The organism is Alkalitalea saponilacus, from assembly GCF_900168165.1.
Taxonomy (GTDB): domain Bacteria; phylum Bacteroidota; class Bacteroidia; order Bacteroidales; family Marinilabiliaceae; genus Natronoflexus; species Natronoflexus saponilacus.
The window spans coordinates 250,286-263,202 of the sequence record NZ_FUYV01000003.1; the positions used below are offsets into that span (position 1 = coordinate 250,286).

At 39.2% G+C, this 12,917-nt stretch carries 12 protein-coding genes; 2 read left to right on the forward strand and 10 right to left on the reverse strand.

The annotated features are described in order from the left end of the window. Nucleotides 1-6: 6 nt before the first annotated feature. The 6 genes from B5X70_RS04355 to B5X70_RS04380 form a co-directional block, all read right to left on the reverse strand. Nucleotides 7-375: a heavy-metal-associated domain-containing protein gene (locus B5X70_RS04355; RefSeq protein ID WP_079556657.1), complete on the reverse strand. Its 369-nt coding sequence runs from the start codon at nt 373-375 to the stop codon at nt 7-9. Nucleotides 376-730: 355 nt separating this feature from the next. After that, a complete protein-coding gene (locus B5X70_RS04360; RefSeq protein ID WP_143255025.1) occupies nt 731-1,147 on the reverse strand; it encodes an HYC_CC_PP family protein in 417 nt (138 codons plus the stop codon). Between the two features lie 291 nt (nt 1,148-1,438). Continuing rightward, nucleotides 1,439-2,839 (reverse strand): outer membrane beta-barrel protein, encoded by a 1,401-nt coding sequence (locus tag B5X70_RS04365; protein WP_079556659.1) that lies wholly within the window; start codon nt 2,837-2,839, stop codon nt 1,439-1,441. Further along, nucleotides 2,827-3,402: an RNA polymerase sigma factor gene (locus B5X70_RS04370; RefSeq protein WP_079556660.1), complete on the reverse strand. Its 576-nt coding sequence runs from the start codon at nt 3,400-3,402 to the stop codon at nt 2,827-2,829. Before B5X70_RS04370 ends, B5X70_RS04365 begins: the two co-directional genes overlap by 13 nt. Before the next feature lie 472 nt (nt 3,403-3,874). Continuing rightward, complete coding sequence (gene smpB / locus B5X70_RS04375) at nt 3,875-4,333, reverse strand: SsrA-binding protein SmpB (RefSeq protein ID WP_079556661.1); 459 nt, start codon at nt 4,331-4,333, stop codon at nt 3,875-3,877. Between the two features lie 4 nt (nt 4,334-4,337). Next, entirely contained in the window at nt 4,338-4,925 is a 588-nt protein-coding gene (locus B5X70_RS04380; protein ID WP_079556662.1) for a YIP1 family protein, read from the reverse strand. Between the two features lie 378 nt (nt 4,926-5,303). On the opposite strand from B5X70_RS04380, the gene miaA reads away from it, so the two are divergent. Together miaA and B5X70_RS04390 are read left to right on the forward strand one after the other, a co-directional pair. Further along, entirely contained in the window at nt 5,304-6,227 is a 924-nt protein-coding gene (gene miaA, locus B5X70_RS04385; protein ID WP_079556663.1) for a tRNA (adenosine(37)-N6)-dimethylallyltransferase MiaA, read from the forward strand. Between the two features lie 250 nt (nt 6,228-6,477). Beyond that, complete coding sequence (locus B5X70_RS04390) at nt 6,478-7,878, forward strand: adenylate/guanylate cyclase domain-containing protein (RefSeq protein WP_079556690.1); 1,401 nt, start codon at nt 6,478-6,480, stop codon at nt 7,876-7,878. Nucleotides 7,879-7,905: 27 nt separating this feature from the next. Here B5X70_RS04390 and B5X70_RS04395 read toward each other — a convergent pair whose 3' ends face one another. The 4 genes from B5X70_RS04395 to glyA form a co-directional block, all read right to left on the reverse strand. Further along, entirely contained in the window at nt 7,906-9,045 is a 1,140-nt protein-coding gene (locus tag B5X70_RS04395; RefSeq protein ID WP_232468306.1) for a metallophosphoesterase, read from the reverse strand. 229 nt (nt 9,046-9,274) lie between these two features. Next, entirely contained in the window at nt 9,275-10,108 is an 834-nt protein-coding gene (locus B5X70_RS04400) for an SDR family oxidoreductase (RefSeq protein ID WP_079556664.1), read from the reverse strand. Between the two features lies 1 nt (nt 10,109). After that, the gene (locus tag B5X70_RS04405; protein WP_079556665.1) at nt 10,110-11,036 is read right to left on the reverse strand and encodes a serine/threonine protein kinase; all 927 of its coding nucleotides are present in this window, start codon (nt 11,034-11,036) and stop codon (nt 10,110-10,112) included. Nucleotides 11,037-11,486: 450 nt separating this feature from the next. After that, on the reverse strand, nt 11,487-12,764 hold the full coding sequence (gene glyA / locus B5X70_RS04410; protein ID WP_079556666.1) for a serine hydroxymethyltransferase: 1,278 nt from the start codon (nt 12,762-12,764) through the stop codon (nt 11,487-11,489). Nucleotides 12,765-12,917 lie beyond the last annotated feature (153 nt).

Genomic DNA, 12,917 nt, shown 5'->3' on the forward strand with positions numbered 1-12,917 from the left:
TTTTTGTTAGTGTTGAATTCTTTCATACTTGCAGCAGGAGTGAAGAGCATCGTAAACATGGTCTTCAGCATGGTGCCCATCATTGTCATGTCCGGCAGCCGCAATTTGTTTCTGTATGCTCTCCAGAGATGTTTTTTGGTTGTTGAAAGAGACTTTTAAAGATTGTGATTCTCTTTCCCAATTGGCCGAAATGGCACCTGCCTCTTTTGCTGCATTCTCAATTCGCGTTTTACACATGCCACAGTTGCCTGCTACAGTGAATTGAGTTTCAATTGCAGTGGTTTGTTGTTGTGTGCTGCCTGATCGGTTTGTGCAAGAGTTTGAAAGTATAAACAGGCTGAATAGAATTGTCGATAAGAATATTGAAGTTTTCATAGTTGAATTTTTAATATGGTTTATGGAAAAACAGTTGTGCACGATTTGAATACACATCAGGGATGTATTGAACTGTTTTAATAATTCAATTACTATAAAATAGTGAAATTGGGGATAAATGGCAATTAATCAGCAATGTCTGGTGAAAAAGACCGATTGCAAATATTGATGCCATTTGCTCGACTCTTGAGATTTGTGTAAGATGATTATTGTATTAAGTTACTGTTTAATCGCAATACTTATATTGGGATATTGGTTGAATATCCGAATACTATCAGAGTTGCTCAATACCCATAAAAAATTAAACAGTGCCTGTAACGATAAAAGAAGAAATCCGATGAGTCCTATTACAGAATCATAAAAGGTAGGTCTGAACAATGTTCAGATCTACTTCGTAAAGGAAATCGGGTGGATGTTTGTAGAAATAACTATGAATGTTTTCATTTTCAGATGAAATGAAATTGTACTCAGCGTACAAACTGTAAAATACCACTATTTCTGCACAGGAAATCCGAGGTTTATCAGATATTTGATAATTATCGGTCTCAAGTTGCTGATAAATATTTTTACAGCAATTGTTGCCATAAGAGAGCATTGCATCATCAGAATCCTGCAAAATATTGCAACCTGCCATCGCACATCCCGGTTGGCTGTTTTGTAAAGTTAGGTTGAAATTAACCGGAGTACCGCCACAATAGTGCCATGCTCCTCCAATAGACATAGAAAAAAGGAGAATTAATAAGGCCGACGATATGGCTTTTATCTTTTGCATTAACACAAAAATAAGAAATAAATTACCTGAATGCAATAATGAGATGCTTTTTGTGTTTGTTTGTGTGATTTAAAGCATTGATTAGTAATTTATTGGGGTTTTGGGTGGAAGTCTTGTAATTCAAGTATTCTTTAAAGATGTTTGAATATCAAATGTTTATTGTGATTTAATCTGTCGTTAATCTTTTCTTGTAAATAATTTAACCGAAGTGTTTCTCAATCAAATATCGAAAGGCATAGAGATCTGGTTGAACCATCAACTTATAAACTCTTCAGTTTACTAATAGGCTATTTACTCCCCAAAAGTATATTGAATTCCGCTATAAACACCAAATGAGTATGGTCTGTATCTGACCGGAAAGTCCTGATTGATTTCGTTAAGAAAATAATTTACCCTGGGCTCCATGGTAAATGAAAGAGGACCAAATACCGGAATTGAGAATGTCAAACCTGCATGGGTACTCCAATTTATGGTTGAGAGGCCTTCAGTTTTTCCGATGCTGTTGCGGTCATCTCCATCGCGCAGGTGAACCCTGTTTGAAATGAGCCAGTTGGTGCTTACACCACCGGCCAACGACACTTTAATTTCTCTGTCAATCATGTAATAGCGCAGGGTAAAAGGAATCTCTACATAGTCGATGAGTTGCTCAAAGCGTGCTTCGTTGTTTATGCTTTCAACACTGTTAACGTCCATTAATACGCTTTGTGGAGATTGAGAAAGCCCTGTTCTGCTTGGAGTCGGCGATCTTTCAGGGGAACGGGGTTGTGAAATTGTTCCCATTGAGTTATTCAGCGGTACACTTTTAATATTTGTCTGATTGGGTTGATTATAGGAAGTTTCGGCCATGGCGAAAACATTTTCATGCTGAAAGTTTGTTCTTACTTCCTGTCCCATTCTTGCGAACCTCACCCCCGATTCAACCGCCCATCTGTTGTGAAATTGATAATTCACGTTGAGCGCTCCTCCGGCGTTTACTACACCTCTCTCATTGAATTGATCACTGGCGTAGAGCGTTCCCATTGGCATAGGTTGGCTTCCGGATGTTTGTCTGTAGCTATACACCGGAGAAACAGATGCCCCTACATGAAATCTCCTTTCAGGTTGGTCTTTGTTTGTATAATTCTCATTAAACCAAATATGATTATTGACATTATAGCGATCGTTCCAGTTTTCCTGTTTATTTTGAGCCATCAGTTTGTTGACTCTCACTTTCCTCGATGAAAAGAAAGGAATATCGGGAGTATGCCTAAGGTGAGTGGTTTCCTCTTTTGTCCGGTAATCCGGTTTTAATAATGCGTGTTGTCTGTCACTGGATTGTATTATTGATTTGGTGATGGGATCATGATGAGATTCATCAACATGGGTAACGATTGGAGGAGAATATTGGGTTGAGGATTCATTAAAGTACTGTTTTTCCAGGGCTTTGGTTTCGTTGGAAAAAACCTCCGGTTTTTCCGAAAAGGAGTACATCTCTGCATGTTGATTCTCAGGAATCAGGAAATAAACTCCTAAACTAGCAAAACCGATAATCATAGCAGCGGCAGCTGCCCGCCAAAGCCATATCATTACTTTACGGGATGTTTTTTTATCCAGGGAAGTTTCAATCCGACTCCACATTTGTGCAGGCGGAGGTGCTTCCATCTCCCTGATGTGTTGGCGATATTTGGTTTCTATTTTAGTTAATTTTGCCATAATTCGTTAACTGATGCCGTTTTTTTTTCCTCACAGAGCCGTTTTTTTATCCATTGTCTGGCTCTGGAAAGGTTTGATTTGCTTGTTCCTATGGATATTCCCAGTTTGTTGGAAATCTCTTCATGGGAATAATCTTCGAGAACGTACAGGTTGAAAACGAGGCTGTATTTTTCAGGTAATTGTTCTATTATGGTCATAACCTCCTCAAGTTTTACGGAAGCTTCTTCATCGGTCGGCTCATCTGCTTCATCATCTGCATTTTCATCCTTTAACTGCGATTCATCCAAAACCACCATCTGTTTATTTTTTCGATATCCTTCCAGAATGGTGTTAACCATGATTCTTCTTACCCAGCCCTCGAAAGATCCTTTGTTCCCGTACTGATCAATTTTTTCGAAAATTTTAATAAAACCCTCGTGTAAATAATCTTCTGCTTCAACCCTGTTTTTACTATATCGGATGCATACAGCAAACATTTTGGGTGCAAACAACTCATAAAGCTCCTTCTGAGCTTTACGATCACCATTCCGGCATGCAGGTATTATTTCATTCAGCCTTGACACAACAGGTTGTAATGATTTTTTTAATGGTTAACAAAAACAGATTTCTATAGCAAAAAACATACCCGAATGATCTGAATCAATATTCAACAGGTGAAATTGAACGGTTTTCTGTAAAGTAAAACAGATTACGTCATGATATTACACCCCGAATTAAAGAAAAGAGAGCAACGAGAGTCGATAACAAATGGTTTCCATCAATTTTCCCTATATCCTCCATCGCTTTAGCGACGGAGAATTCCGAGTTACACAATGACCTTTCATACCAAACTTCCGCTACACAAAGTTTCGTTATGCTTATCCCAATTTGCGGGTTTTCGTGTCGCTTTTGTTCCTCTATTCGGAATCCTATTCACTGCGTTTCATCCCGCTTTGCCATTGCTGATACTCGGCATTCTGTTTCACTTCGCCTCCGATCTCCCTTCTCCTAAACATATGATGCAATAAATTCGGTTGGTTGCGTGTTTTTTAAATTCTAGAAGCTCTTTTTTATCCGATCCAGTTCTCTGCTGGCATCTTTTTGTTTCAGGGTTTCGCGTTTGTCGTGTTGCTTTTTTCCTTTTGCAAGGGCAATTTCTATCTTGGCGAATCCCCTGTCGTTAAGAAACATACGAAGTGGAACTATGGTCAGACCACTTTCTTTGGTCTTTCTCAGCAGTTTATTGAGTTCTTTTCGTTGAAGTAGTAATTTTCTCTCTCTCGCAGGTTGGTGATTGTTGTAGGTGCCATAAAAATATTCGGCAATGTTCATTCCTTTTACCCAAAGTTCATCTTTTATAAAATAGCAGTATGCATCAACCAGACTTGCTTTTCCAAGTCTGATGGATTTTATTTCAGTTCCGGCAAGTTGTATCCCGGCAAAGAACTTTTCAATCAGTTCAAAGTCAAAATATGCACGTTTGTTTTTTATGTTGATCCTATTGGGGGTTGACATGTAATTATAGAATGATCAGATTGATTAATAAATATCTTACAAAGTAAGGAATAAAATGAATTAAAACAGCGATGTATATGGTGATAATTGATTTTTGTTCAGCTCCCGGTATTTTTTCCGGCTCAATGGCTTTCCAGATGATGAATAAACTGTAAAACGTAACCAGATGAAACAGGAGAAGTTCGGGTACCAGGTTGGTTATGAATGAAATAATGTATAATAACCCCGATGCGTATGCTGTTATCTTGAAGGCCAGATTGTTTTTGTTTTCAATACGCAGTTTGGATAGTGATGCTTTAAGTATGATCCATGCCAGAAACAGTCCTCCAAAAAGCGCAGTAAAGGTAACAGCCGATTGTTTTATGGCCAATTCAAGGTTAAACCCCTGTCGGTTTATTGTGAAATTAAGAAATGTAGCCAGAGCACATAGTGCGATGAGCGGCAAGGAAAATTCAGTGATGATATCATTGATATTTTTGTTTTCGTTCCGTATGATTTGCCACTCTTTTCCGGGTTGCAGGATGAGGTTCTTTAATCTCATAAAGAGATTGCTGTATAGTTTTCCCGTGGTAATAGTCTCCTTTTCCAACATGCCTTCATCCTTTTAAATGATTCACAATTCCCATACAAAAATATAAAAAGCAGCGATTAATAATAAAAAGCTGAATAATTTTTCAGTTTGTTGCGGTTGGAAGTATCTTTACATCACAACCAGATTCAATAAAGCAAATAGAATATATAATTATAGATTATTTTTCCCTATGTGGCGAGATCGACAGATTGATCAGATTCCAGAGAGATTGTGTTGTTGATGTTGATAATCAGATGTGTCTGATTATCTGCTGAATCTTCTTATTCTGTCTAAAAATCTTACACCTTATAATCTGTAAATCTTAGGATTGAATATGAAACGAGTCCCGAGACTTCCGGACGAGTTTCATGTGGCAACTGGAAAACAAATTAAAAACACATGAAAAACAACGGTTACAACCTGATAGTGGTGCTGGGGCCAACGGCATGCGGCAAAACAGCTTTTGCAGCAAAACTTGCAAAAGCTCTGAAAGGTGAAATCATCAGTGCCGATTCCCGACAGGTTTATAAACGGATGGATTTGGGAACGGGTAAAGATTATGATGATTACATTGTGGATGGATATCAAGTGCCCGCACATTTAACCGATATTCGTGAACCCGGGTATAAATACAATGTATATGAATATCAGACCGATTTTTTCAGGGTTTTTGAGGAGTTGAATAATAAATCTGTCTGGCCCATCCTGTGCGGAGGCACAGGATTGTATATTGAAGCTGTTTTACAGCGATATAAAATGATTCATGTACCATCAAATCCATCATTGCGGGAATCATTAAAGAATAGATCATTGAATGAACTAGAAGCAATTTTATCTTCTTTTCGTGAACTTCACAACAACACCGATACCGATACCGTAAAAAGAGCCATACGAGCCATTGAAATAGAAACATACTATCAGAACCATCCCGAGATTGTAGTGGAACTACCTGAGGTGAGGCCTTTAATTATTGGTTTAAATATTGACAGGGACGAACGTCGGGCAAAAATTACCCGCCGACTGGAGCAGCGTTTAAAAGATGGCATGATTGAAGAAGTTCGCGGATTGCTGGATGAAGGTATTCCTGCCGAGGATCTGATATATTACGGTTTGGAGTACAAGTTTGTAACTCGCTATGTAATTGGGGAAATTTCTTATGAGGAGATGTTCGATCAGTTGAATATTGCGATACACCAGTTTGCAAAAAGGCAGATGACATGGTTCCGGGGAATGGAAAAGCGCAGAGGCTTTCATATTAACTGGATGGATGTGAATGATCCTGTAGAGAGCAGAATAGAAAAGGTGATTGAAATGTTGGATTAACATTTATCATAAAAAAAGAGCTGTTGGTCAAAACTATTTGAACGGTTATTCTTCATTAGATTATTGTATAGGTGGGCGGAAGACTCATAAAACTAGTTGTTTATGCTTTTATGGTGTTGTTTTTTAACTAGTTTTTATTTAAAATGGTTCTAAACTTTTCTCTTATTTGCAAAACCTTACCGATTTTTTATCGTATTTTTTGATAATAAAACGGGGTTTTGTTAATCCTGTCAGAAAACTCTTTAAAAGCATGGAAGAACCAGAAAGTTATATTGATCGGATACAACGTTTAGCCAACAGGAACAAAGAGCTTAAAAGCCAACTGGATGATCTTGTTGCGCGTTTTTCTGCCATTGAAACCCAGAATAAAAGTTATCAGGATGCGCTTTCAAAATTTTCGCTGGATGCAGAGAAAAAGCCTAAGGATGCCCGGAAGCATGCTAAAAGGTTGCGAATGGTATCACTGATCTATGTTTCTGTAAGAGGTTTTCATAAGCTTTACAAGTTTGACGATCCGGCTCCAATGATTGACCTTTTGGATGAATTATACCTCGCGCTTGATGAAATTGCCTTCCTGAATAACATTGTAAAGATTAAATCTGTTGGAGATGTAAACATCTATGCGGCAGGTTTGCAGACAGAAAACAGAACCAACCCCATTGATGTGGTTCAGGTGGCTCTGGAAATGCAAAAGGCAGTTAAAAGACTAAAAAAGAAGAACAGCCTGAGCATTTGGCGATTGAGAATCGGTCTGCACACAGGTCCGTTAACTGCTGTTCCAAATGGTAATAAAGTTTCAACATACAGCTTTTCCGGAGATAGCATAAATATTGCCTGTCGCATTGGGGAAGCGGTTTCGGGTTCCTCAATCGGTGCCACGGTAATGACTTATGAGTTGATTAAAGAGTTTTATGATACCCGCCTAATAGGGAAGATTCCTGTAAAGTATAAAGGAAACTTGGGTGTATATCAGATTAGAGGAATTATTCCTGAATTAGAAAGCGAAACAGAGCCAGGTATCCCAAATGAAAAATTCAAATTGAAATACTCAACGCTTCAGTTTATGGATGTGCAGGAAGAGTTGCTGGACTACCTGGAGAAAAAACTACCTGCTGATCTTTACTATCATAACATTAAACATACCATTGATGTGGTTACTGAAGTGGAGTTGATTGGTTGGGCCGAAGGTGTAAGTGATGAAGATGTGTTATTGCTTAAACTTGCAGCCCTTTTCCATGATGCAGGTCATACCATCAGTTATAAAGATCATGAACACTATGGAACGGTTATGGCACGTGAAAAACTGTCCAGTTATGATTTTTCTCCTCAACAGATTGATACAGTTTGCCGATTAATAATGGCCACCAAAATGCCACCAGCTCCTTCTGATATACTTGAAAAAATTATTTGTGATTCTGATTTGGATTATCTGGGTCGGACAGATTTTATTCCTGTTTCAAACACTCTTTACAAGGAACTTCATGAGCATGATATGATAGGCTCCTGGAGCGAATGGAATAAACTACAACTCAAATTTATTCGCAAACATCAATATTTCACAAAAACCGCCCGCCAATTGAGGGAAGTAAATAAACAACAACAAATTGAAAGGTTGGAGCAACTGATTAAAGAAAGTACTTTGATTGAATAGCTGATTTTTTGAATAAAACACCCGGTTTTATTCAAAATATAAGTTAATCAGCACTATCTCCGGCCGGTTACCGGTTCTCACCGGTGGTCCCCAGGTTCCAAATCCAGTACTTACATAGTAATGGGTATTCCCTTTCTGTTTGTATCCTCTGCTTACCTCAAAAATTCTATTGGTAACATATCCAAAAGGCCATAGCTGTCCGTGATGTGTGTGACCGGAAATTTGTAAGTCCACACCGGCCTCCATGGCATCATCCAAATTGTATGGTTGATGATCCAGCAAAATAACAGGTTTTGAACGGTCAATATCTTTAAGTATTTCGGATAAATCCTTACGAGGATTTCCGGTTACCCATTTTTTGTGTAAATCCTCCCTGCCTACCACATAAAAATTATCATGAATGGAAATTACCGTGTCGCGTAATACTCTTATTCCGTTTTGCTCCAGATAATTGATGGATGGGTCGCCACCACCAATATATTCGTGGTTGCCCGTGGATGCATATATTCCAAGAGGTGCTTTTAACTGCTGAAGATTTCTACCCAAATTCTGTTTTATAACCGGCTTGACATCTTCATCCACAATATCGCCGGCAAAGAGAATGATGTCGGGGTTCATTCTGTTGATGGATTCAACCATCTTGCCAGTTTTGCGGGGTCCTATAATAGTTCCAAGATGTACATCGCTTACTGCAACAATTCTCAATGACTGTAAATTACCTGCTTCTTTTGGAATGACAATGTCGATGCGCGATGTTTTTGGATACCACGCATTGATGTGGCCAAAAAGAATGATTAAACCGGAAATGGCTGATACAGCTATGAAAAACTTCAGTTTAATTGCAGGAACGTTGCTCCCTGCAATCTTTTCCAAAAATGGGAAAAAGTGATTTGCAATGCGACCAATATCTGTTAAAAAGAGCATAAGGGTAACATAAAGCATGGCTGCAAACCAAAAGGCTCCAACCCAGTGCAGAGTTATGGGAATGGGATGATACCATATTTTTTCAAGAATACGGCCAGCGGGATAGGCAACGTAAACCAGAATCATAAAGGCAATAAACCAGGGTCTGAAATTTGAGGCTGCCTCAAGTGCTTGCCAGCCCCTTATGGCGATGTATAGATTGACAACAGTATGAACAGCCAGAACAATGAAGAAGAATATCATATATTTTTAAGTTGTTTTATTAATACCAAACAGAGTACACAATTAGTATAGAATTACTTAAGAGACTGTTTAGATTTATATTAATCTGTTTAGTCCCGATGAATCGAGATTAGATCTATAGACAAAATTAGCCAGAAAATCAGATATATCTAATCGTCTATTCTATCTGTCTAAAATCTAACACTCTTTTTATCTATTACATATATTAGAAACTAAATTTCAACAGTTACTAAATCTCAGATTTTATGCCGGCAACTTTGGAGGTGATGACTCTGAGCCAGTTTCCCGGTAAGATTTTGTTGGTAACCATCAAAAATTTTGCCAATATTCCCGACGGAAATCTCAGCCTGCTTCCTTTAGAGTTTACGGCTTTGTAAATTGTTTTGGCTGTAGTTTCTGGAAGATCTCCTTTTTCGAAAAAACCGCCATATAAGTTGTTTACATTTAAGACTATATGTTTGTATCCTGCCTGATCGTTGGTGATTAAATCTTCTCTGGATCGCCCGTTGAATTCCGTCCTTACAGGCCCCGGTTCCACAAGTTTTACCCGCACCCCAAAAGGACGAAGTTCATAATAGAGACTTTCAGTAAGGCCCTCGAGAGCAAATTTTGAGGCATGGTAAATATTGTACAAAGGCATGCCAATTCTTCCTGCTATGGATGAAACGTTGACAAAAACGCCACCTCTTTTTTCTCTGAAAAAAGGTATAAAGGCCTTCATTATTCGCACACTTCCCATGAAATTGGTATCCATCTGTTTGGCTATCTGCTCTTCAGTGGCACCTTCAAGAGGCCCGATGGCTCCGTATCCGGCATTGTTTATAACGGCTTCTATGCCGTTATAATCTTCCCACACTTTTCTTGCTACTTCATTAACCAATTCAGAATTGGTAACGTCCAGTTGATAGAGCCTAACATCCTCCATTTCCGAAAAATCATTGGGTGCTGAAATGTTTCGCATGGTTGCGGCCACCTGCCATCCTTTACGAATAAAGAGTTCTACAGTGGCTTTTCCAATGCCGGAGGATGTTCCGGTTATAAAGACAGTTGGTTTTTTGGTCATGTTAATGTTTTTGCTTGAGTTTGTTAAACAACTTTTCAAACCAATTTGTTCGATGGTCACAGTTAGTGCCCAGATATTCTTCAATGGCTGTTTTGAATGCCTCTGCCGATTGATACCTATTTTGAATTCCCTGCTGAACTATTTCAATGGTTTGAGTTTGGGAAAGTCGGGAAGGAGGAAGATGAAAAGCCACTCTTGCAGTGGCTTTTGACAGCATACTATAGAGTATTGACGGGAGCTTTGTGGTTCTTAATAATGGTACATTTAATTGAATGTGCATCATCATTTCGGGATCGTGGTAGTAAAACCCTTTTTTTCGTGTGAGTGCCTCGTATAGTGTAACACCCAATGCAAATATGTCGGAGGCCGGAGATGCCAAATGATTGAGGTTCAGAAGCTGTTCCGGCGGTGAATACCCAAGAGCAAAAGGTCTTCGCTGCCCATCCTCTTCTATGGGGAAAAAGACAGCCTGTTCAAAGTCAACCAGTTTGATGGTATCGGGAGTGAGTTTGCCGTTTTTATTAGTTACAATAAGGTTGGAGGGTTTTATGTCCAGATGCAGGATGTTATTTTGGTGCAACATGGCCAGTCCGTCAAGCAGACCGGAAAATGCTTTCAGCCAGAATGACCGGGTAAGATTTTTAGAATGCCATGGCTTAGAAAGAAGCTCCTTTAGGGATACCCCATCATGAAACTCCCGAATGATGAAGTTTTGTTCTATTCTGGATGTTCTAGATAAGGCAGGATGTTCAATGGTGTTGAGTGTATTGTAAAGAGACTTGTTTATTTGATTGCTACATGGTTTTATGATGACAACCTGGCAAGTGGAGATATCTTTTGCCTTCCATACTTCACCAAATTTGCCGGATGACAGTTTCTTTAAAGGTTCAAAATTCAGTTTCTTAATTTGTTCCTTGATTTCACCCATTGTTTCTATAAGATGATTAGAAAATTTTCCACTATTGTCCGGGGAAATAATTTCATATTATTTAAGTGCTCAAGCCGCACAGGCTTTTACTTTTTTTCTACAGCAAAAAAAAGTAAACAAAAAATGCCGCCGCTGCACGAAAAAGACTAAAAATCAATATGTTTTTCTAAAAACCGTGAACTCGCTACGCTCAAACAACACGGTTTTCTTAACGAAAAAAACATTGATTTTCTTAACGTCTTTTTCCTGAGGCGGAAAGCAAGCCCAATATTCCAAGAAAGCCGCGCAGCTCAATAAACAAGGCATATTTCATGATTTTTAAATAATTAACCGGACACCAATGAAATTTTTTTTAGATGTTGTAATGTGAAAATAGAAACTTTTGTGTGTAAAACAAAAGGCTGCCCGTTGACGGCAGCCTTTTTCTATATTTTGTATAAAAGATATTCCTTATGCAAATAGCGGGAATTCCTTCATCATGGCATTAACTCTTTTACGAACATCGGCCAGTACTTTTTCATCATCAGGATTTGAAAGTACTTCATCAATAAAGTTAACAATAGGAGCCATGTGCTCTTCTTTTAAACCACGCGTGGTAAGCGCTGAAGTACCCAAACGGATTCCCGAAGTCTGGAACGGTGAGCGGTCATCGAACGGTACCATGTTTTTGTTGATGGTGATGTCGGCAATAACCAGAGTGTTTTCTGCTTTCTTTCCGGTCAAATCAGGAAACTTGGTGCGCAAATCAACGAGCATACTGTGGTTATCGGTTCCACCTGAGATGATTTTATAGCCTTTTTCAATGAGCAAACGAGCCATTTCAGCAGCATTCTTTTTTACCTGCGACTGGTAGTTTTTGTACTCAGGTTGCAGAGCTTCGAAAAATGAAACCGCTTTGGCTGCGATTACGTGCTCCAGTGGGCCTCCCTGAATTCCGGGGAATACCGCTGAGTCCAATAAAGATGACATTTTACGGACAACCCCTTTTTTGGTCGTTTTCCCAAATGGATTATCAAAATCCTTGCCCATCAGGATGATTCCACCACGTGGCCCGCGAAGGGTTTTGTGTGTGGTTGAAGTGACCACATGTGCATGTTTTACAGGATTGTTAAGCAATCCGGCAGCAATCAGACCGGCAGGGTGAGCCATGTCAATCATTAAAATAGCTCCCACTTTATCAGCAATGGCGCGCATTCTTTCATAATCCCAATCGCGGGAATAAGCAGAAGCACCACCAATAATCAATTTCGGTTTATGTTCCAGAGCCAGCGACTCCATCATGTCATAATCAACCAGCCCGGTATCTTCTTTAACGCCATAGGCAATGGGCTGATACCAGAGACCAGAGCTGTTCACAGGTGATCCGTGAGAAAGGTGTCCTCCGTGAGCCAAATCCAGTCCAAGGAATTTATCGCCCGGCTCCAGAACGGTCATTAAAACGGCCATGTTGGCTTGTGCACCACTGTGGGGCTGCACGTTGGCCCACTCAGCACCAAAAAGCTCTTTTAACCGGTCAATGGCCAGACTTTCGCTCTGGTCAACCACCTGGCAACCACCATAGTAACGTGCTCCGGGAAGTCCTTCAGCATATTTGTTGGTTAAAACACTGCCCATGGCTTCCATAACCTGAGGACTGACAAAGTTTTCGGAGGCAATCAGTTCGATGCCATCCATCTGCCTGTGATGCTCTTTTTGAATGAGGTCAAAAATTTGCTGGTCTCTTTTCATTAATGCTATTGTTATATTCTGTTTGTGTTATTTGTTAGATAGATTTCTGTATAGTGGAATTCCTTTTATTGCCTTATAAATAACTATTTAGAAAAAGTTTTAGAAGTTAAAGTTTTTTGTTTTGTTATTCGTTCTTAACTGTTGCTTTGTTTT

Bases quoted from the DNA above. Each gene is read 5' to 3' on its own strand.
- B5X70_RS04395 (WP_232468306.1), bottom strand. From the start codon at position 9,045: ATGATATTCTTCTTCATTGTTCTGGCTGTTCATACTGTTGTCAATCTA.
- B5X70_RS04365 (WP_079556659.1), bottom strand. From the start codon at position 2,839: ATGGCAAAATTAACTAAAATAGAAACCAAATATCGCCAACACATCAGG.
- smpB (WP_079556661.1), bottom strand. From the start codon at position 4,333: ATGTCAACCCCCAATAGGATCAACATAAAAAACAAACGTGCATATTTT.
- B5X70_RS04355 (WP_079556657.1), bottom strand. From the start codon at position 375: ATGAAAACTTCAATATTCTTATCGACAATTCTATTCAGCCTGTTTATA.
- B5X70_RS04390 (WP_079556690.1), top strand. From the start codon at position 6,478: ATGGAAGAACCAGAAAGTTATATTGATCGGATACAACGTTTAGCCAAC.
- B5X70_RS04400 (WP_079556664.1), bottom strand. From the start codon at position 10,108: ATGACCAAAAAACCAACTGTCTTTATAACCGGAACATCCTCCGGCATT.
- miaA (WP_079556663.1), top strand. From the start codon at position 5,304: ATGAAAAACAACGGTTACAACCTGATAGTGGTGCTGGGGCCAACGGCA.
- B5X70_RS04405 (WP_079556665.1), bottom strand. From the start codon at position 11,036: ATGGGTGAAATCAAGGAACAAATTAAGAAACTGAATTTTGAACCTTTA.
- B5X70_RS04360 (WP_143255025.1), bottom strand. From the start codon at position 1,147: ATGCAAAAGATAAAAGCCATATCGTCGGCCTTATTAATTCTCCTTTTT.
- B5X70_RS04380 (WP_079556662.1), bottom strand. From the start codon at position 4,925: ATGTTGGAAAAGGAGACTATTACCACGGGAAAACTATACAGCAATCTC.
- glyA (WP_079556666.1), bottom strand. From the start codon at position 12,764: ATGAAAAGAGACCAGCAAATTTTTGACCTCATTCAAAAAGAGCATCAC.